We start from the raw sequence: 20,532 nt of genomic DNA on the forward strand, positions 1-20,532 counted from the left end.
GGACCGCCCCTACGACTTTCGGGCGCCGCAGGCCGCACCCCTCGCCCACGACGCAGCCGCACCGGCTGAAACCCAGCACTAGTGTGGTGGTTCGGAAATCCGCGTCACACCTGCAACGCACTTCAAGCGGATTTCCGAACCAAACCACACTAGAATCATAGGTTTGCTAGTGTCTTTCGAATCCGAAGTCCGCTCACGGGCAAGCTGCAGAATGAAGCGGACTTCGGATTGGGGATGCTAGACGCCGGTTGACGACCGCCGCAGGCGGGCGATAGGCAATCGCCCGACACGTTTCCCCCTCCGCCCGAAAGGAGACCAGCGCCGATGCGTGCGCTTGCCCTGATCGCTGACCGCAAGCTCGACCTCGTCGATCTGCCTGCCCCGCCGGCACCCGGCCCTGGCGAGGTCCAGATCCGCGTCAAGGCGGTGGGTCTCAATCACCTCGACCTCTGGGGCTTTCGCGGCATGGCCTTCGCAAAACGCGCCTTCCCGGTGGTGGTCGGTGTCGAGGCCGCCGGTGAAGTGGTATCGGCCGGCGACGGCGTAACGAAATTCAAGGCCGGCGATCCGGTCGTGATGTATGGGGCGCTGACCTGCGGGACCTGCAAGGCATGCCGCGAGGGCCGCGACAACCTGTGCGAGAATGTCGGCGGCGTGATGGGTTTCCACGTCGACGGATTCGCGCGCGAATTGCTGAACATGCCGGAGCGGCTGGTGATCCCGGTACCGAAGGGCATCGCAATGCGCGATGCCGCCTGCGCGCCGGTGGCGTTCTCGACCGTGCAGCACATGCTGTTCGACAATGCGAGGCTGCAGCCCGGCGAGACGATTTTGGTCCATGCGGCAGGGTCGGGCATCGGTTCGACCGCGATCCTGATGGCGAAGGCGATCGGCTGCACCGTCATCACCACGGTCGGCGACAACGCCAAGGTGGAGAAGGCCAAGGCGCTCGGCGCCGACCACGTGATCAATTATCGCACGGACCGGTTCGAGACCATCACCCGCAAGCTGACCCAGAAGAAGGGTGTCGATGTGGTGTTCGAGCATGTCGGCGGCGAAGGCTTCAGCGGCTCCCTGCTGGTGCTCAAGCGCGGCGGCCGCCTCGTCACCTGTGGCTCCACCGCGGGCCCGACGGTACAGCTGAATCTGATGCAGCTGTTCCAGCAGCAATACAAGATTTTCGGATCATTCGGCGCGACCATGAAGAATATCGCCGAGAGCCTGCACAAGATGGCCGGCGGGATGACGCCGGTGATCGACATGGAGGTGCCGCTCGATCAGTTCGAGCGCGGACTCGAGCGACTGGAGACGCGACAGGTGTTCGGCAAGGTCATCGTTACACTCTGATGCGCATCCGCGTTCCGAATGCCGTCCGCGATGCCGTACTCGGCAATGCCGCGGTCGGTCTGATCAAGATGCTGCGGTGGACCGATCCGCACCGCATGTCGGATTTCGCGGGAAACCTGATGCGCAGGGTCGGCCCGAAACTGCGCGAGCACAAGATCGGCCGGGCCAATCTGAAGATGGCCTTTCCGGAAAAGTCGGATGCGGAGATCGAGGAGATCCTGTCCGGCGTGTGGGACAATCTCGGCCGGCTCGCGATCGAGTTCGCGCATCTCGACCGCATCTGGGATCACGACCCGGACAATCGCGACGGCAGCCATATCGATTTCGACCCCGCCTCGGAGGAGCGATTCATCCAGTTGCGGGACGACGGCAAGCCGGCACTGGTATTCGCCGCCCATCTTGCGAACTGGGAGATGCCCGCCCTGCCCGGTCCCGCGCATAACCTGCCGAGCGCTGCGGTCTATCGTGCACCCAATATCGGCAGGGTCGCCGACATGGTGATGGAGACACGCGGCGTGAATATGGGCCGGTTGATCCGCACCGGGATGGACGGCGCGCTCAAGGCGGCCGAAGCGCTGCAGCAGGGCCTGCATGTCGGGATGCTGGTCGACCAGTATTACGTGCGCGGCGTCCCGGTCACATTTTTCGGCCGCGAGACCATGGCGAACCCGCTGCTGGCGCGGCTCGCGCGACAGATCGAATGTCCGATCCACGGCGTGCGCGTCGTGCGCAAACCGGGCCACCGTTTTTTCGTGGAACTCACGCCGGAACTCCCGGCGGTGCGCGACGCCGAGGGCCGGATCGACGTTCAGGGCACGATGCAGGCCGTGACCGACGTGGTCGAGGGCTGGATTCGCGAATGCCCGGAGCAATGGCTCTGGCTGCACCGGCGGTGGCGGTGAGGCTGCCGCCTATCTGCCGGTCTTCACCCTGGTCCAGAGCCGGTTGATGATCCGCTGCGTCTTGGCGTCGCGCGCGGTGACGATGTAGAGCCGCTTCATCGTGTCCGCGTCCGGATAGATGGTCTTGTCGTTCAGGATCGCCGGATCGATCAGTTTCTGGCTCGCCAGATTGCCGTTCGGATAGCCGATGAAATTGGTGTTCCTGGCCGCCACTTCCGGACGCAGCATGTAATTGATGAATTCGTGCGCTTCGGCAACGTTCTTCGCATCCTTCGGGATCGCGAAATTGTCGAAGAACATCTGCGCACCCGATTTCGGGATGACATAGCCGACCTCCACATCGGTCTTGCCGCCGGCTTTGGCCTCCGCCGCGCGTTTCTGCGCCTGCTTGATATCGCCGGACCAGCCGACCACGAGGCAGATTTCGCCCGTGGCGAGCGCGGTCAGATATTCCGACGAATGAAACTTGCGCACGGACGGCCGCACCGAAGCGATCAGCGCGGCTGCCTTCTCGAGATCAGCCTGATTGGTCGAGTTCGGATCGAGCCCGAGATAGTGCAAAGCCGCCGGCATGATGTCGTCGGCGGAATCGAGCATCATCACGCCGCAATCCCTGAACTTCGCGAGGTTCTCCGGCTTGAACACGATGTCCCATGAATCGGGCAGCGCACCGCCCAGGATTTCCTTCGCCTTCTTGACGTTGAAGCCGATGCCGGTGGTACCCCACATGTAGTTGACGCCGAAATTGTTGCCGGGGTCGTAAGTCGAAAGCCGCTGCGCGATCTGCGGCCAGACATTGGTGAGGTTCGGCAGCCTGCCCTTGTCGAGCTTCTGGAACAGCCCCGCCTTGATCTGCCGTTCGAGGAAATAGGCGGTCGGCACGACGATGTCGTAGCCGGATTTTCCTGCGAGCAGCTTGGCCTCCAGCGTATCGTTGGAATCGAAGGTATCGTAACGCAGCTTGATGCCGGTCTCCTTTGTGAAATCCTGCAGCACCTGCGGGTCGACATAATCCGACCAGTTATAGACATTGAGCACGCGCTGCTTCTGCGCCGCGACAGGCAGCGCGGACACACACAATGCAACGGCGGCGAGCACCGCGAAAGCGCGGAAGTCCCGTAAAGCGAGCATGGTTCGGCCTATCCGGTTTTGGTCGGCAGCCCCGCCTGTTTCCAGGCGATGATGCCGCCTTCGAGATGGGAATCGTGCGGCAGGCCGGCGTCCTGCGCAGCGAGCGAAGCGGTGACCGATCGCTTTCCGGAGCGGCAGGCAAACACCACCTGCTTGAATCCGGGATCGGGAATGAGCGCCGGGTCGAATGCCGACAACGGCACCACCACGGCGTCGGGATAGGCTTCCACGGCAACCTCGTTCGGCTCGCGCACATCGACCAGCAGGACGCGGCCCTCGGCAATGCCGCGCGCCACATCCTCCGGCTTGAGGTCATGCACCACCGGCGGCTTGCGGCTGAACCAGCCCATCGGCTTCTCCCCGTGTGACGGCAGAGAGGAACCACTGTCCCGCCCTGTCGTCAACCTTCCAAAAACCTATGTGGTGTAATCAGAAACTGGAGCGGCCGATTGCAGGCCCCGGCGCCCGGGTCGATCGGCCTCAGTACGGGTATTCGGCGGGCATTTTTCTGATGCCGTCCCCTGATGCCGAGTCGCAACCCTGCTCCGCATTGCGAGCGGCATGACGCAGCGCCCCTTGCGCCGGAACCGTACCCGGCTATTGACGTTGTTTGAAAAAAATGAGGCAGGATACAGCAATGCGGCAGGTCGTTACGCTCGGCGTCATTTCGGTCCTATCGGTCGGTACCGCAGTTCTGTCACCGCTTCCTGCGCACGCCACTTCGGACACGACGAGTCCCGCCTCTACAAGTCCCGCCTCTACAAGTCCCGCCGCCGAAACTCCCGCTGCGAGCCCGACAGTCGACGAACCGATTGCTGCGAGCCCGACGGTCGATGAACCGGTTGCCGCGAGCCCCGCTCCCGAAACTCCCGCACCCGCTCTCGATCCTGCTACCACCACCCCTGCCGCCCAGGAGTCGATCGCCGCGAGCCCGGCGCCCACCGCAGACCAGATTTTGGCGGAGGCCATGCGCGAAACGCTCGGCGGCTCGCTCAAGGGACTCCTCGACCAGGTCAAGGATGTCGAAGCGCTGCGCGCATTCTATGCCGCGCGGAACAATGCGCCGGTTTTCGTCCGCCCAGATGGCGCAACCGAAAAAATGCAGGCGGCTATCGCGCGAATAAAGGATGCGGACCAGGATGGCCTGAACGCTGCCGATTATCCGATGCCCGCGATCGATGGCAATTCGCCGGATAAGCTGGTCCGCGCCGAGCTTTCGCTGATGGCGTCGGCCCTGAAATATGCGCGGCACGCGCAGGCCGGCCGGATCGATCCCTCCCGCATCAGCGTCAACATCGCTTTCACACCGCCAGTACCGGACTCGCTACAGGTGCTCAACACGATTTCCGATGCGGCCGATGTCGCGGCTGCACTGGACAGCTTCAATCCGCCGCATGCCGGGTTTCGCGAACTCCGCGCCCAGTTGCGTGAGCTGCGCGCCAAGGCTGAAAGCGCGAATCTCGATCCCGCCACGCCAGTCAGCGTCAAGCCCGTCAGCGCCAAGCCCGTCGGCGGCAAGCCTCATCGCCAAAAGCATAATCGCCAAAAGGCTGAGCGCCCGAAGCCTGACAGCGCGATCGAGACCGTCATCGCCAATATGGAACGCTGGCGCTGGCTGCCACGCGATCTTGGCGAGAACCATGTCATCGTGAATATCCCAGACTACACCCTAAGCGTCATTCGCGGCGGACAACGGACATTCCACACGCGCATTGTCGTCGGCAAGAAGGATACGCCCTCGCCGGTTTTCTCCGACGAAATCGAATCCGTTCAGGTCAATCCGACGTGGCATGTGCCGCCAGCCATCCTAGCCCGGAATCCGGGGCTGGTCGGCCGCGGCGATTTCGTGGTTTCCAGACGGGCTGACGGCTCGATCGGCGCGAGTCAGCGTCCGGGACCTCAGAATGCACTGGGGCAGATCAAGATCAACTTCCCCAATTCGTTCCTTGTCTATCTGCACGACACGCCGGACAAGAATCTGTTCAAGCTCGACAAGCGGGCCTACAGCTCCGGATGTATGCGGGTCGAAAATCCCGACCAGTTCGCTGCACAGGTGCTGTCGATTGGCGCTGCACAGGGCAACAATTACACGCCCGCCCAATTGACGAGCATGTACAACAAGGGCGAGCGCATGCTCTCGCTCGCGACCCGTGTTCCGATCTATCTGGTGTACATGAACGCCTATGTCGCGGACGGGAAGTTAGTGGTGAAGCCGGACCTCTATGACTACGACGCGCGCGTTCGGTCGGCCTTGAAGGGTCGCTACATCGTCGTCCGGGAACGCAGTCAGCGCGGCAGCACCGTCACCCGCGCGGCCCGCCCGGTGTCGCCGCCTCAGCACTACCGGATGGGACAATGGCCGGGCCAGAACGGACAAGGGCGAGGCTTTTTCGGGTTGTTCTGACGACCTGATCCGGAGCGCAGCTGCTAAACCATTCCCGGCATTTCGGACATAGCTCCGCAATGGGGCTAGCGCGGTTTATGATGTGACGAAATCGGTGCCGCATTGGCGGTCTGCTTCCTCTCCCCTGTGGGGAGAGGGCTGGGGTGGGGGAGATTTTCTGTTTCGATCTCCATAACCCCTCACCCGGATCGCCTTACGGCGATCCGACCTCTCCCAACGGGAGAGGTGATCCGACCGCGTTGCGATGCCTTTGCAAGCTGAACCGCTCCAGCAACCATGAGTAAGTCCCGCTCGATGGCGGGACCGCGCCGGGCGCGATCCCGCAGTCTCATGCGGGCTATTTCGCCAGCGGGTTCGGCCGCACCTGAATCTGCACCGCCATCGGCCGCGCGCCCTTGCCAAGTTCGTTCAGCCAGGGTGTGCGATCGCCACTCGCGCTCCACAACCCGCGGCCTTTCCAGCCGGCGTTCGGATCGTCGATCCGGGCATCGAGGCCCTTGGCGTAGAAACCCATCGGATACGGGACACGCATCAGGATCATCCGGCCGTCCTTGAGCCCGACGAAGCCGTCCTGCAGATTCGCGGTCGAGATCGGCACATTGTCGCCGAGCCCAACGGCATTATGCTGATCGACCCAGGTGTAGTAACTCGCTTCCGCACTGAATTCCTCGAAGCCATCGAAGCCCGGGCCCGGATAGCGGTGAAAGGCGAAGCCTTCCGGACAATGTTCGCCGGTCGCAGATGGTCCGTTCAGCGGCCCCTTGCACTTGCGGCGGTCGAAGCTGATCAGATGGCCGTTCGAGCCTGAGCCCCAGAGCACGCCATTCTTGTCGATATCGCCGCCGCGCACGCCGATCCCCAGTTTCGGAATCGCATAGAACTCACTCAGCTTGGTCTTCGGATCGAAACGCAGGAAGCCCGGGCGCCCGGCGAAGACGCCGACCGTGTACCAGACAGAGCCATCCGCCGGGTGCGGCATCACCGCATAGGGACCGGATCCCGGATTGTAGCGGATGTCCTTGCCCGCTTCGACCGGCTTTCCGGGTTCGGTCCACGCGTCGAGCGCGCCGTTGCCGCTGACATCGAGCACGAATGGCGCCCATCCCTGAGCCTTCTGCGCGTCTCCGGTCTGGTCCCATGTCTTCGTATTGACCCATCCCGCCACCTGCCCGGTGCCGGAGAACCACAGCGTGTTGTCGGCGTCGTAGCCGAATTGCGGATGATGTGTGCCGAAGCAGGTATCGACGAAGGAATATTTCATCGTCGCCGGATCGAGCATCGCGGCCTGCCGGCTCGACCGCTCCAGCGGAAATACTTTCGCCGATGGATGGTCCGAACCCTTCTTGCAGAAGTCCGGATTGTTCAGACCGCGCACGCTCGCAGCGAGCCAGAGCCGGCCCTTGTCGTCGAACATCGAATTATGATTGTTGGCGCGGGTGTCCCAGACCACCTCCTCGCCCCAATAGGCCGACGGAGTCGTCGGCGTGACCGCACCCGCATGGCCCGGCCCGAGTGAGACCGGCATGTTCGGCTCGGCGACCGGCAGCTTGAAATTGGTCACCGTGTGCGTCTTCGGATCGAGGATCGGCATCAGATCGGTGGAATATTCCGGCGCGCCGTACAGCTTGCCATAGGCGTTGACTGTCGGATTGCGGCGATCCGATGAAATCAGGTCGTGCATGTATTTGTTGGGCTGCGACCAGTCCCAGGTGGTGACGACGACATTGCGCTCGAGGCCCTGCGGGCGCTGCGGCTTGTGTTTCGGCAATTCGCCCCGCGCGACGCGATCGGTCCATTCGCCGAAATACCTGTAGGGAACGCCGCCGAGTTCGCCGGCGATACGGTTGGTCATGCTTTCGCCCGACTGGCCGGCGGCGATGCGGCGCATCCAGGCCTCCTCGCCGGATTCAAAATGCCCGAACTGCGCCGGAATGGTGCGGGTCGCGGCCTGTCCAAGCTGGTGGCAGCCGATACAGTCGACATTGCCCATGCGCTGGCGCCAGCGATCCTGCGTTATGTTTTCGGGAATATCCGTCGACCCGCCGAAGTCTTTCGCCGGCGGTATCTTCATCATCGTGTACCAGTAGATCGCAGGGTAGTAATGCGCCGCGGCGCGCGCATCCGGTGCAAGCACCGCGGCGTGGTTCAACACCTGGCCCGGCTTGGCGCGCATCCGCGGCGAATCCACCAGTCCGTAGCCGCGCACCCAGACCTGATAATTCGCAACAGGCAGATCGGGAATGACGTAGCGGCCCTGATCATCGGTCACGACGCTCTTGGTGTAGCGGGTCGGCAGATCGGTGGTTTCGGCGATCACCCAGACGCCGGCTTCCGGTCCGTTCGCCCCGGTGACCACGCCGCCGATGTCATCAGGGTCGATCGATAGGGCCGGCGACTGCTGGGCGCTCGGACCAGACAGGATCATCGCTTCGCAGGCGAGCGCAGCCACCGCAAGCGCGGACTGAAGAACACCACGCAATCCCATCGGCGAGTTCCTCCATGCCGGACCGTCACCTGACTAACAATCCAAGGAATGAAAAAAGTCGCGGAGGTGGGGAAAATTCGCCCTGGCACGATGCCGCACCGGGGATTTGGCACGGCGCTGCGGTCAGACCGTCACCTGGGTTCCGACCTCGACCACCCGGCCCGTAGGAATTTGGAAGAAGTCCGTGGCATCGCTTGCGCTCTTGGCAAGTCCGATGAACAGGCGGTCCTGCCAGGCCGGCATGCCGGAATTGGGCGAGGGTTTGAGCGACCGACGCGACAGAAAAAACGACGTCGACATGATGTCGAAGGTCCAGCCCTGCTTGCGCGCGATTGCAAGCGCGCGCGGGACATTCGGCTGCTCCATATAGCCGAAATTCAGGGTCACGGTGCTGAAATGCTCGCTGATCTGAGCCATGACAACGCGGTCTTCCTCGGGCACGCGAGGCGTGTCCGAGGTGACGATGGTAAGGATGACATTGTGCTCGTGCAGGATCTTGTTGTGCTTGAGATTGTGCATGAGCGCGGTCGGAGCCGACGTCGGATCGCTGGTCAGAAAAACCGCAGTGCCCGGCACATGGTGCGGCGGCTTCTTCTCGAGACTGCGGACAAGGGTTTCGAGCGGCACTTCGGTGCGTCGCGTCTTGTTGGCCAGGATGCGGGTGCCGCGTCGCCACGTCCACATCACCAGAACCATCAAGCCCGCGAACAGCAGCGGAACCCAGGCGCCATCGAACAGCTTCAGCAGGTTGGCGGCGAGAAACGTGCTGTCAATCAGCACGAACGGGATGATGAGCAGCGCCGCCTGCCACCACTTCCATTTCCACAGCGCCCAGATCACCAGAAAGCCGAGAATGCCGTCGACCACCATCGTGGTGGCGACCGCGATGCCATATGCGGACGCAAGCGCACTGGATGACCGGAACATGAGAACCAGCAGCACCACGCCGATCAGCAGGATCGCGTTGACCCGCGGCATGTAGATCTGGCCGTATTGATCTTCTGACGTGTGAACGATCGCAAGCCGCGGCACGAAACCAAGCTGGATCGCCTGCTGCACGAGCGAATAGGCGCCGGTGATGACGGCCTGGCTGGCAATCACGGTCGCGGCCGTCGCAAGCACGACCATCGGTATCAGCAACACCTCGGGCACCAGGCGATAGAATGAATTTTCGATTGCGACGGGATGCGCGAGAACCAGCGCGCCCTGACCGAAATAGTTGATCAGCAAGGCCGGCATCACGAGTCCGAACCAGGCGATGCGGATCGGCCTGCGGCCGAAATGGCCAAGGTCGGCGTACAGCGCCTCGCCGCCCGTCACCGCGAGAAAGACAAGGCCGAGCGTCACGAGCGCAACCGTCCCGTTGGTAAACAGGAAGTGCAAGGCATAATAGGGATTGATCGCATGCAGCACATGCGGGTCGTCGAAGATGTGCAGGGCACCGAAAATCGCTATCGCGACGAACCAGCTCACCGTGATCGGACCGAAAAACGCCGCGACGCGAGCCGTGCCGTGGCTTTGCACCGAGAACAGCGCCACCAGAATTACGATGGTGATCGGGATGACGTAGTCTTCGAGTGCCGGCGTGGCGAGCTTGAGCCCTTCCACCGCCGACAATACCGAAATCGCCGGCGTGATGAAGGAATCGCCAAGGAACATCGCGGCGCCGATCATCCCGAGCACGAATACCAGCGTCGTGCGACGCCCCAGCGCCCGCATGGCGAGCGCCGCGAGTGAGAGCGTGCCGCCCTCCCCGTTGTTGTCCGCACGCAACAGGATCAGCACATACTTGATCGTGACCACCAGAATCAGCGACCAGAGAATCATTGACAGGACGCCAAGCACGATCTCGCGCGTGAGTGGCCCACCATGCTGCGCGGCATGCACTGCCTCACGGAAAGCGTAGAGCGGACTGGTACCGATGTCGCCAAAGACGACACCGATGCTGCCGAGCGTCAGCGCCAGGATGTTGGCGCCGGTGCCCGGCCCCGCATGGCCGTCTCGACCTGATTCGGCGGCCTGGATGTCCCCAATCGGCTTTTTCATGGAACCGGGCTGCGACCCGCTCGTCTTTCCGCAAAACGCCGCGCGGCTTATCCCACCGGGGAGACCACCGCAATAGGCTCGGACCGTCGCAGGAAAAAGGTCGCGCCGCAATCAGGGCTTCAGGTTCGCCGGGAGCGGCGGGGCCTCGCGCATCAAGGTAATGGTCACCCGCCGGTTGGCGGCCATATACGGGTCGTCCGGAAACAGCGGCTGCGTATCGGCGCGCCCCGCGACCATGTAGAGATGGGATGATGGCACGCCGGATTCTTCCAGTATCTGACGGATCGCGTTCGCGCGATCGGCCGAAAGATCCCACGGACCGTAACCCGGACGCGGCGGCGTGCGAACCGCGGCGCTGTGACCCGAGATCGACAGCCGGTACGGCATGGCCTTGAATTGTCTGGCAAGAGTCTGCACCAGTCGTCGCGTCCGCTCGTAGGGATTCTTCGAGCCCTCCGGGAACATCGAGCGCCCATCCTGGTCGACGATCTCGATATTGAGACCCTCCTCGGTCTCTTCCATCATGATATTCTTGGATATCTCGGTGATTTCCGGCATTTCCTGCAGCGCCTGACGCAGCGAGGCGGAGGCCAGCGCAAAGGCTGAATCCTGTTTCAGGCGAGCGCCGAAGGACTTGCTGTGGTCTTTTTCGTCGGGTGACGGCGTCGCCGACGATTCCGACGGATTGATCTTGGCGACATTCTTGATCTTGGGGCGCGTCGGCAGCCCATCGACCTCGATGATGCCGGAATAGCGCACGTTCTGCTGCACGCCGAAGGCATCGCGCATCGAGCCTGCGACGATCTGCAGCTTCGCACTGTCCTGGGTCGAGAACGCGACCAGCATGACGAAAAAGGCAACCAGAAGTCCCATCAGGTCGGCGAAGGTCACGAACCAGCCGTGCCCGCCACCATGCGCATCGCCTCGCTTCTTTTTAGCCATTGGCGGGTTCTCGCGGTCAGGCCGCTAGTGGTCCGATTCCAACATTCGCATCGCTTTTCGGCTGCCTCTTTTGCGAATGTTGGAATCAAGGACCACTAGCAGGTATCGGATTCTAGTGGAGCTTTGGATTTGACATTCGCTTTGCGGACTCGCGGTTGGTGGGTAGCGAATGTCAAATCCGCTCCACTAGGCGGGCGCAAGCTCGACAAGCTCGCGATGCTTCTCGGGCAGATAGGTCAGCAGCATTTCGCGCACCAGCGCCGGGCTCTTGGATTCGCGCATCATCAGGACACCGTCGATGATCAGCGTCCGGTTGATCTCCTCGTCCAAAAGCTTGACATGCAACTTGTCGGCGATCGGCAGGCAGAACAGGTTCGCAACCGCGGCCCCGTAAAAGGTCGCGAGCAGCGCCACGGCCATGTAGGGGCCGAGCTTGGAGGGGTCGGTCATGTTGGCGAACATCTGCACCATGCCGATCAGCGTGCCGATCATCCCGAAGGCGGGCGCGCAGTCGCCGATCGATCGATACACCTTCGAACCCTCGTCGAGATGGGTCAGAAAGTTGTCGCGATCGCGCTCAAGGTTGTCGCGGATGAAATCGGCGTCATAGCCGTCGGCCACATAGCGCACGCCCTTGGCCAGGAAAGAGTCGGAAATCTCAACCTTTTCAAGGCCCATCGGGCCCTGTTTGCGCGCAATGTCCGAAAGGTTTGCAATCTCATCGACGAGATCGCGCGGGCCGATGCGCCGCACCGTGAACGCAAACTTCATCCCGATCGGGATGCCGTGAAAGATCGAGGATAGCGGGAAGCGGATCAGGGTCGCGGCGAAGGCGCCGCCGCCGATCACGATGAAGGCGTGCATGTCGAGAAACATGCCGAGGTCGCCGCCCATCAGGATCAGGGAGACGAGTACGATGGCTCCGGCAATCAGACCAAGGCCGGTTGCAATATCCATTACGCTACCCCACGCGGGCGCGTTCTGCGCCCTGAACTCCAGACCATCGCGACAATAGGCGGACCGCCATTAAGGTCGGGTAAAGGCTAACGGGTCGTGAGCCTCGGGACTTTGCAGGGTCTTCCCACTGCGCTATCTGAACGCCACGGCGAGGCCCAACCGGTCGCGCCCGCTTGGCCAGTGGAAAAAGACAAGCAAATTCAACGGGGGTACGACCATGCGCGAAATCGGCCACTTCATCGGCGGGAAGACCGTTGCCGGCAAATCGGGCCGCTTCAGCGACGTGTTCAACCCCAATACCGGCGAGGTGCAGGCCAAAGTCGCGCTCGCGAGCAAGGCCGAAGTCGAGGCCGCAATCGCCGACGCGCAGGCCGCCCAGCCCGCCTGGGCCGCCACCAACCCCCAGCGCCGGGCGCGGGTCATGTTCAAATTCCTGGACCTGATCGCAAAGGAAATGGATTCGCTCGCCGCCCTGCTCTCGTCCGAGCATGGCAAGACGCTTGCCGATGCCAAAGGCGATATCCAGCGCGGCGTCGAGGTGGTGGAGTTTGCCTGCGGCGTGCCGCATCTGATGAAAGGCGAATATACCGAAGGCGCCGGTCCCGGCATCGACCTCTATTCGATGCGTCAGCCGCTCGGCGTGGTCGCCGGCATCACGCCGTTCAATTTCCCGGCCATGATCCCGTTATGGAAGGCCGCACCGGCGATTGCCTGCGGCAATGCCTTCATCCTGAAGCCTTCCGAGCGCGATCCGTCGGTGCCGATGCGCATTGCCGAATTGTTCATGGAGGCCGGGTTGCCGGCCGGCATTCTCAACGTCGTCAATGGCGACAAGGAAGCCGTCGACACCATCCTGACCGATCCGCGCATCATGGCGGTCGGTTTCGTCGGCTCGACACCGATCGCGCAATACATCTACGCCACCGGCTGTGCACACGGAAAGCGCGTGCAATGCTTCGGCGGCGCCAAGAACCACATGATCGTGATGCCGGATGCCGACCTCGACCAGGCGGTCGATGCACTTGTCGGAGCGGGTTACGGCTCGGCGGGCGAGCGCTGCATGGCAATCTCGGTCGCGGTACCGGTTGGCGAGAAGACCGCCGACGCTCTCGTGAAAAAACTGATCCCGCGCGTCGAAAGCCTCAAGGTGGGCCCGTCGAACGACCCACAGGCCGATTACGGACCGCTGGTCACCAAGGCGCATCTCAACAAGGTGCGGGAATATGTGGAAACCGGCGTCAAGGAAGGTGCCAAACTGCTCGTCGATGGCCGCGGCTTCAAGCTGCAGGGCTATGAGAACGGCAACTTCATGGGCGGCTGTCTGTTCGACGGCGTGACTCCGGACATGACGATCTACAAGGAAGAAATATTCGGACCCGTGCTTTCGATCGTGCGCGCCAAGGACTATCAGGAAGCGGTGCGGCTCCCCTCGGACCACGACTACGGGAACGGCGTTTCAATCTTCACCCGCGACGGCGACACCGCGCGCGATTTCACCGACCGGGTGAATGTCGGCATGGTCGGGGTGAATTTCGCAATTCCCGTGCCGCTCGCCTACCACACCTTCGGCGGCTGGAAGAAGTCCGGCTTCGGCGACCTGAATCAGCACGGGCCCGACTCGATCCGCTTCTACACCAAGACCAAGACCGTGACGTCGCGCTGGCCGTCCGGAACCAAGGAAGGCGCGGAATTCGTCATTCCGACGATGCGATAACCATGCCCGAATATACGCTGCATTGCTTCGCTCAATCCGGCAATGCCTATCGGGTTGCGCTGATGCTGAACCTGATGGATGCCGACTGGAAACCGGCCTTCGTGGATTTCTTCGCGAAGGGTTTGCCTCGCACGCCGGAATGGCGGGCGGACGTGAACGAGATGGGCGAGGTACCGGTGCTCGATCACGGCAACAAGCGCCTGACCCAGTCCGGTGTGATCCTCACTTATCTTTCGGACCTCACCGGCAGTTTCCGGCCGCAGACGGAGGACGAGCGGCTGGAGGCGCTGCGCTGGATCATCTTCGACAATCAGAAACTCAATGGCTATCTCGGTCCGTACCGCTTCCTGCGAAATTTCGCAAAGCCTGCGGGCGACCCGGCGGCGATGGCGTTCCTGAAAGGACGCATCGACAACTCGCTCGGCATACTGGAGAAGCGCCTTGCGCGCTCGCCCTTTGTCCTTGGCGATCGTCCGACCATCGCCGACATTTCGCTGGTCGGCTATCTGTATTATCCGGCCGAAGAATTCGGCTTCGATGTCGCGGGCGCACATCCGAATATCGCAGCCTGGCTTGAGCGCATCAAGGCGCTGCCGGGCTGGGGGCATCCATACGACCTGATGCCGGGCCATCCGATTTCCTGACGGGGACACGCTCAGGCATCGCCGTATTTCGCGAGCAGTCCCTTCGCATCGGCAAGAAGCTTCTCGCCGCCGAACTTCTCCGAGGCCTTCAACCAGGCGTCGATGACCGGCTGCGTCGCCTTCTGCCAGCGCTCCGCTTCCGCCCTGTCGATTTGCGTGATCGTGTTTCCACGGCTCTTGACCGCGTCGGCGACGGTGACGGCGAGGTCGTCCCAGACCCTTCCGGCGGCCTGTGCCGCCGGCTGCCCGGAATTCCTGTCAATCACCGCCCGCAGGTCTTGCGGAAGCGCGCCGTATTTCTTGCGGTTCATCGCCAGAACGAAGGTCGCCGTATAAAGCGCCGGCGATGTCGCGAATTCGGCGTGAAATTTCGCAAAGTCGTCGACCTTGATTACCGGCACCACTTCCCACGGCACCAGGCATCCATCGATCACCTTCAGCGACAAGGCGTCTGTGACCTGCGTCACCGGCATCGCAATGCCGTTCGCGCCGAGCGCCTTCAGCGCTTCTGCCGACAACCGGGTGGGAGCGCGCAGCCGCAATCCCTTCATGTCGCCCATTGAACCGACCGGCTTCGTGCTGTGGATCACTCCCTGATCGTGCGCCCACAGGCAGATCGGATGCACCTCGCTGAATTCGTCGCGAAGCTGTGCCTCATACAGCGCCTGCACGGCTTGCGCATTCGCAACTGCATGTTTGTTCGCGACGAATGGCAGTTCGAACACTTCCACGCGCGGAAACCGCCCGGGCGTTAGACCCGGCAGCGTCCAGACGATGTCGGCGAGACCGTCGCGGGCCTGATCGTAGAGCTGCGCGGCAGTGCCGCCGAGCTGCATATTGGGAAACAGATCGATCCGGATGCGACCGCCCGATTCCTTCTCGACCTTGCGCGCCCATGGCGAGAGAAACCGCACATGCGCGTTTGCGGTCGGCGCAAGGAAATGGTGAAGCTTCAGCACGACGGCCGGCGTTTGCGCGCCCGCAACGGGTGACAGCGCGGGGGCCGCAAGCACGGCGCCCGCCGAGGCGAGGAAGCGACGCCGACTGTAACGGCTCATCGGCTCAGCCCCGGAAATGGCTGCGGCACCATCACCCCCCCGCTGCGAGCACATGATCGTAGGCGCCGCCCTCCGGCTCGAACGGAGCCTCCAGCCTGCGCGCGACAATGCCGAAGATGCCCAGCAGATCCTCCGCTCCCGCCGTCTGCAGGACGCGCAAATATCGCTCGTGAATTTCGACAGGAATATGATGATCGCCGAGAAACCAGGCCATGCGCGCGAGTGTCGCGCTGTCGGCCGAACGCATCTCCAACACTGCCTCCGGCCGGGCAACGATCGCCACCACGCCACCGTCGTCCAGGACGAGATGATCGTCGTGCTGCAGGCGAACTTCCTCCGGAAGCGCAATCTCGACGAGGGTTCCGCGCAGGCCGGTCGCCGTGCCACCGGGGGAGCGGCGCTCCGCGTAGGAAAGCAGCAGCGTATCGCGGACCACCTCGCCGCCGCCGGTCACCGCTACCGCTACCGCTCGCACCATCAAATCTCGTCCAGCACGGCCCGTAGCTAGTTCAGCCGGCTGGGGCGCTCTTCGTCCTCGGATTTTGCAAGACCGCCGTGAACCGGCGGCGTGCCCGGATGCAGCTGTGCGCTGGCATGAGTCGCCTTCGCCGCGGCAGCTTCCGCGTCCTTGCGCCTGTACTGGCGATAGGACAGCCAGCCGAACGGCAGGGACGCCACATAGAGAAGTGATCCGGCGGTCAGCACATGCCATGGATAGCTGACGAGAAGCGCCACGAACAGCACGACCAGCAGGAAAACCGGCAACACCATATTCGGCGCGACGCGGGTTCCCAGCTTCTTGCCTGACAGCACCGGAAGCGTTGATACCAGCAGCAGGGCTACGGCAAGCGTGTAGATGCAGGCAAGCGCCGTAAGCCGTGGCACGCCCAGCAGATTCACGTAGATCGGCAGCAGAACGATGATGGCTCCCGCCGGGGCGGGCACGCCGGTGAAGAAATTGCCGGCCCAGACCGGCCGGTTCGGGTCGTCAGCCATGACATTGAAGCGCGCCAGCCGCAAACTCATGCAGATCGCGAACACGAGTGCCGCAATCCAGCCGATGGCGCCAAGTTCATTCAGACCCCAGAAATAAAGAATTAGCCCTGGGACGACGCCGAAATTCACGAAATCCGCGAGGCTGTCCAGCTCGGCGCCGAACCGAGATTGTCCCTTCAGAAGCCGCGCCACGCGGCCATCGACCCCGTCAAGCACCGCTGCAAACACGATGGCACCGAGAGCCCATTCGATCCGTCCCTCCAGCGCAAGACGGATCGCGGTAAGCCCCGCGCAGAGCGACAGGAGCGTGATCATGTTCGGCAACAGCACACGCACCGGGATGGCGCGGAAGCGCCGCCGGCGTGGCTCACGGCCCTGATGCGGATCAACGGGTGAAAAGACCATGCGAGTCCCTTAGCAAATTGCGAGGCGTCTTGCCATGGGATCGCCGTTAACCGTTACCCGACCTTGAAATTGCGCGGGCCCTCGGAGCCCTTCAGGTCGGCGAGCACCGTCTCGCCCGCGATGGCGGTCTGGCCCTCCGCGACCAGAGGGCGGGCGCCCTCGGGCAGATACACATCGAGCCGGGACCCGAACCGGATCATCCCGAACCGGTCGCCGACGCCGATCGATTCACCCTCGCGCACGAAACAGAGGATGCGCCGCGCAACGAGGCCCGCGATCTGCACCACCCCCACGCGTCCGCCGGGGGTCGCGATCACGACTGAATTGCGCTCATTCTCCTCGCTCGCCTTGTCGAGATCGGCATTCAGAAAGGTGCCGGGGCGATAGACGATGCGTTCGATGCGGCCCGCAACAGGGGCGCGGTTCACGTGGCAATCGAACACACTCATGAAGACCGAAATACGCGGCAGGGGGCGCTCGCCGAGACCGAGTTCGGCTGGCGGCACGGCATTCACCACGAGGCTGACCCGGCCGTCGGCGGGCGACACCACGATCCCCTCGCGCACCGGCGTCACGCGCGCCGGATCGCGGAAGAAATAGGCGCACCACGCCGTCAAAATCGTGCCGATCCAACCGAGCGGAGACCAGAACCAGAACAGGACCAGACTTGCGAGCGCGAACGCTCCAATGAAAGGCATTCCCTGCGGGTGGATCGGTACAAGCTGCGAACTGATCGATCGAATGACCGACATCGATTACTCCATTGCATCCAAAGGCGCGCGCAGCGGTGATGCCCCTGCGGGTTCGGACATTTCATCCTCGACCGGCGGCGGATTGCGGTTGGGTGCCACGTCCTCTCCGGCCAGCGCAAGTTTTTCGCGCGCGGCGTCGGCCTCGCGCTGCCGGTTCCACATGCTGGCATAGAGGCCGCCGCGCGCCAGCAGCTGGTGATGCGTGCCGCGTTCGGCAATCCGCCCGGCCTCCAGCACAATGATCTCGTCGGCATTCACGATGGTCGATAGCCGGTGCGCGATCACGAGCGTGGTGCGGCCTTTCGACACCCGGTCGAGAGCGTTCTGTATTTCCCTTTCAGTATGGCTGTCGAGCGCGGACGTGGCCTCGTCAAGCACGAGTATCGGTGGGCCCTTCAGGATCGTACGCGCGATGGCGACCCGCTGCTTTTCGCCGCCCGACAGCTTCAGCCCCCGCTCGCCGACCTCGGTTTCGTAGCCTTTCGGACTCATGCGGATGAAGCCGTCGATCTGCGCGAGCTTCGCCGCCTCCTCGACCTCCGCGTCGGTCGCCTCCCACCGGCCATAGCGGATATTGTAGCGCAGAGTGTCGTTGAACAGCACGGTGTCTTGCGGAACCATGCCGATGGCCGAACGCAACGATACCTGGGTCACGTCGCTGATGTCCTGATCGTCGATCAGAATCCGCCCGCCGATGGTATCATAGAAGCGGAACAGCAGTCGCGAAATGGTCGACTTGCCGGCGCCGGACGGCCCGACGATCGCGACGGTATGCCCGGCCGGGACCTCGAAGCTGATACCCTTCAGGATCGGCCGTGCCGTTTCATAGGCGAAGCTGACATTGTCGAAGCGCATGGCACCCTTTCCGACATGCAGCGCCGGCGCGCCCGGCTTGTCCCTGATCTCGGGATCGCGAGCCAGTATCTGGAACATGGTGTCGATGTCGGTCACCGCCTGCTTGATCTCGCGGTAGACCATGCCCATGAAATTCAGCGGCTGATAGAGCTGGATCATCATGGCATTGACCATGACGAAATCCCCGACTGTGTTGGTGCCGGCCTGGATGCCGCGCGCGCACATCACCATGACTGCGGCAAGCCCTACCGCGAAAATCGTAGCCTGACCGGCATTCAGCACGGCGAGCGACGTGTAGGTCTGCACGCTCGCCTTTTCGTAGCGCTCCATCGAGCGGTCGTAGCGCTGGGCCTCGCGCTGCTCGGCGGTGAAATACTTGACGGTCTCGTAGTTGAGGAGCGAGTCGATCGCCTTGGTATTGGCCTCGGTGTCGCTTTCGTTCATCCGCTTGCGGATCGCGATCCGCCATTCCGTCGCATAATAAGTATAGACCATGTAGGCCGCGACGGTCGCGAGGATCACCGCGACGTATCGCCAGTCGAATTGCCAGAACAGAATGCCGACAATCAATGCCACCTCGATCACGGTCGGAACGAGTTGCAGGATGACCATCCGCACGATCGTCTCGATTCCGTTCCGTCCGCGCTCCAGGACGCGGGTCAGACCGCCGGTCTTGCGCTCCAGATGAAAGCGCAGGGACAATTGGTGCATGTGCTCGAAAGTGAGGATCGCAAGCCGCCGCACCGCGTGCATCGCGACCTTTGCGAACACGCCGTCGCGCATTTGCGTCAGCACCGCCATCAGAACGCGCATGCCGCCATAGGCGATCGTCATTGCGACCGGGGCGGCCACCACCCAGGTCAGCCAGGACGACGCAAAGACCGGCGCGCTCGGACTCCCGGCAAGCGCGTCGGTCGCCCATTTGAAGGTGAACGGGACCGCGACGGTGGCGAGCTTTGCGATCAGCAACAGCACCATCGCCCAGCCAACCCGCATCTTCAGGTCGGCGCGGTCGGCCGGCCAAATATAAGGCCAAAGCGCGATCAGGGTGCGGAACAGGCCCTGCTGCGCGGTGACGCGCGGTTTCTGGGCCTCGCCGGTGGGGGCGGTTGTTTCGGTCATCGGCGACGGGGAAAAAAGCACCTGTTCGGGTAGAGGACTGCCCGCAAGATATAGGTCCTCGCGGCCCGATTTGTTACCATGCTTGGAATAGCGGACGGACAGCCTACATCAGTTGCGACATGCGCGCCCTTTACCGCCTTTCTTCCCCAATGCAACAGTGAATGAATGAGCACGATTCGTAATATCTGCGTCTATTGTGGGTCCGGTCCCGGCACCGATCCGCGCTTCGCCAAGGCTGCGCATGCCTTCGGCGCACTCCTCGCGCAAAACGACATCGGGCTCGTCTATGGCGGCGGATCCGTCGGGCTGATGGGGGCGGTCGCGGCGGCGACGCTGGCGAGCGGCGGCCGGGTGACCGGCATCATCCCGGAATTCCTGTCCAACCGGGAGCGACCGTTTTCGGGCGCCCAGGAGCTGATCGTCACCCGGGACATGCACGAGCGCAAGCGCATCATGTTCGAGCGTTCCGACGCCTTCGTGGCGCTGCCCGGCGGGGTCGGCACCCTGGAAGAGCTGGTCGAGCAGCTCACCTGGGCGCAACTCGGCCGGCACAAGAAGCCGATCCTTGCCGCCAATATCGGCGGCTTCTGGGACCCGCTCTGCGCGCTGCTCGATCATATGCGGGCGCTCGCCTTCATTCGCAGCGGGCTCTCGGTCAGTCTGCTGGTGGCGGACCGGGTCGAGGATATCCTGCCCAGGCTGCAGGAGGCTGCCCGCCCGATTGCCGAAGCCGAGAAGCTGATGGAAGCCGGCACTGCGGAACGGCTTTGAG

17 protein-coding genes are annotated in these 20,532 nt (G+C 62.9%); 6 read left to right on the forward strand and 11 right to left on the reverse strand.

The genetic code is table 11. The features are described from left to right. Positions 1-324 precede the first annotated feature (324 nt). On the forward strand, positions 325-1,347 hold the full coding sequence (locus AB7F49_RS25200) for a zinc-binding dehydrogenase (RefSeq protein WP_428527504.1): 1,023 nt from the start codon (positions 325-327) through the stop codon (positions 1,345-1,347). Further along, complete coding sequence (locus tag AB7F49_RS25205; protein ID WP_428527506.1) at positions 1,347-2,249, forward strand: lipid A biosynthesis lauroyl acyltransferase; 903 nt, start codon at positions 1,347-1,349, stop codon at positions 2,247-2,249. The genes AB7F49_RS25200 and AB7F49_RS25205 overlap by 1 nt, the downstream gene beginning before the upstream one ends. Positions 2,250-2,258: 9 nt before the next feature. Here the strand turns inward: AB7F49_RS25205 and AB7F49_RS25210 are convergent, their stop codons facing one another. Both AB7F49_RS25210 and AB7F49_RS25215 read right to left on the reverse strand, forming a co-directional pair. Beyond that, positions 2,259-3,380: a polyamine ABC transporter substrate-binding protein gene (locus AB7F49_RS25210; RefSeq protein ID WP_428527508.1), complete on the reverse strand. Its 1,122-nt coding sequence runs from the start codon at positions 3,378-3,380 to the stop codon at positions 2,259-2,261. Between the two features lie 8 nt (positions 3,381-3,388). Beyond that, positions 3,389-3,730 carry a rhodanese-like domain-containing protein gene (locus AB7F49_RS25215; protein ID WP_428527510.1) on the reverse strand — a complete coding sequence of 114 codons (342 nt, stop codon included), beginning with the start codon at positions 3,728-3,730 and terminating at the stop codon, positions 3,389-3,391. A gap of 287 nt (positions 3,731-4,017) precedes the next feature. Between AB7F49_RS25215 and AB7F49_RS25220 the strand changes: the two genes are divergently transcribed. Then, entirely contained in the window at positions 4,018-5,784 is a 1,767-nt protein-coding gene (locus AB7F49_RS25220; protein WP_428527512.1) for a L,D-transpeptidase family protein, read from the forward strand. 337 nt (positions 5,785-6,121) lie between these two features. Here the strand turns inward: AB7F49_RS25220 and AB7F49_RS25225 are convergent, their stop codons facing one another. The 4 genes from AB7F49_RS25225 to AB7F49_RS25240 form a co-directional block, all read right to left on the reverse strand. Next, positions 6,122-8,269, reverse strand: a complete 2,148-nt coding sequence (locus AB7F49_RS25225; RefSeq protein ID WP_428527514.1) for a carboxypeptidase-like regulatory domain-containing protein — start codon at positions 8,267-8,269, stop codon at positions 6,122-6,124. Between the two features lie 123 nt (positions 8,270-8,392). Next, positions 8,393-10,315, reverse strand: coding sequence for a potassium transporter Kup (locus AB7F49_RS25230; protein WP_428527516.1), 1,923 nt, complete (start codon positions 10,313-10,315; stop codon positions 8,393-8,395). 111 nt (positions 10,316-10,426) lie between these two features. Further along, positions 10,427-11,257 carry an OmpA/MotB family protein gene (locus AB7F49_RS25235; protein WP_428527518.1) on the reverse strand — a complete coding sequence of 277 codons (831 nt, stop codon included), beginning with the start codon at positions 11,255-11,257 and terminating at the stop codon, positions 10,427-10,429. A gap of 186 nt (positions 11,258-11,443) precedes the next feature. Further along, entirely contained in the window at positions 11,444-12,214 is a 771-nt protein-coding gene (locus AB7F49_RS25240; RefSeq protein WP_428527520.1) for a motility protein A, read from the reverse strand. 217 nt (positions 12,215-12,431) lie between these two features. Here AB7F49_RS25240 and AB7F49_RS25245 point away from each other — a divergent pair, with 217 nt between their 5' ends. Together AB7F49_RS25245 and AB7F49_RS25250 are read left to right on the forward strand one after the other, a co-directional pair. Beyond that, on the forward strand, positions 12,432-13,928 hold the full coding sequence (locus tag AB7F49_RS25245) for a CoA-acylating methylmalonate-semialdehyde dehydrogenase (protein ID WP_428527522.1): 1,497 nt from the start codon (positions 12,432-12,434) through the stop codon (positions 13,926-13,928). A gap of 2 nt (positions 13,929-13,930) precedes the next feature. Then, positions 13,931-14,572 (forward strand): glutathione S-transferase family protein, encoded by a 642-nt coding sequence (locus AB7F49_RS25250; RefSeq protein WP_428527524.1) that lies wholly within the window; start codon positions 13,931-13,933, stop codon positions 14,570-14,572. Between the two features lie 11 nt (positions 14,573-14,583). Here AB7F49_RS25250 and AB7F49_RS25255 read toward each other — a convergent pair whose 3' ends face one another. Genes AB7F49_RS25255 through AB7F49_RS25275 form a run of 5 tightly spaced genes read right to left on the reverse strand, consistent with a single transcriptional unit; the run spans position 14,584 to position 19,760 of the window. Next, on the reverse strand, positions 14,584-15,630 hold the full coding sequence (locus AB7F49_RS25255; RefSeq protein WP_428527526.1) for a TRAP transporter substrate-binding protein: 1,047 nt from the start codon (positions 15,628-15,630) through the stop codon (positions 14,584-14,586). Positions 15,631-15,661: 31 nt separating this feature from the next. Beyond that, positions 15,662-16,108, reverse strand: coding sequence for an urease accessory protein UreE (locus tag AB7F49_RS25260; RefSeq protein ID WP_428527527.1), 447 nt, complete (start codon positions 16,106-16,108; stop codon positions 15,662-15,664). A gap of 26 nt (positions 16,109-16,134) precedes the next feature. Further along, complete coding sequence (gene pssA / locus AB7F49_RS25265) at positions 16,135-17,031, reverse strand: CDP-diacylglycerol--serine O-phosphatidyltransferase (protein WP_428527528.1); 897 nt, start codon at positions 17,029-17,031, stop codon at positions 16,135-16,137. Between the two features lie 53 nt (positions 17,032-17,084). Next, positions 17,085-17,783: a phosphatidylserine decarboxylase gene (locus tag AB7F49_RS25270; protein ID WP_428527530.1), complete on the reverse strand. Its 699-nt coding sequence runs from the start codon at positions 17,781-17,783 to the stop codon at positions 17,085-17,087. A 3-nt stretch (positions 17,784-17,786) separates the two neighbouring features. Continuing rightward, on the reverse strand, positions 17,787-19,760 hold the full coding sequence (locus AB7F49_RS25275; RefSeq protein WP_428527532.1) for an ABCB family ABC transporter ATP-binding protein/permease: 1,974 nt from the start codon (positions 19,758-19,760) through the stop codon (positions 17,787-17,789). Between the two features lie 165 nt (positions 19,761-19,925). Here AB7F49_RS25275 and AB7F49_RS25280 point away from each other — a divergent pair, with 165 nt between their 5' ends. Further along, a complete protein-coding gene (locus AB7F49_RS25280) occupies positions 19,926-20,531 on the forward strand; it encodes a TIGR00730 family Rossman fold protein (RefSeq protein ID WP_428527534.1) in 606 nt (201 codons plus the stop codon). The last annotated feature ends 1 nt before the right edge of the window (position 20,532 follow it).

The organism is Pseudorhodoplanes sp. (genome assembly GCF_050250235.1).
Taxonomy (GTDB): domain Bacteria; phylum Pseudomonadota; class Alphaproteobacteria; order Rhizobiales; family Xanthobacteraceae; genus Pseudorhodoplanes.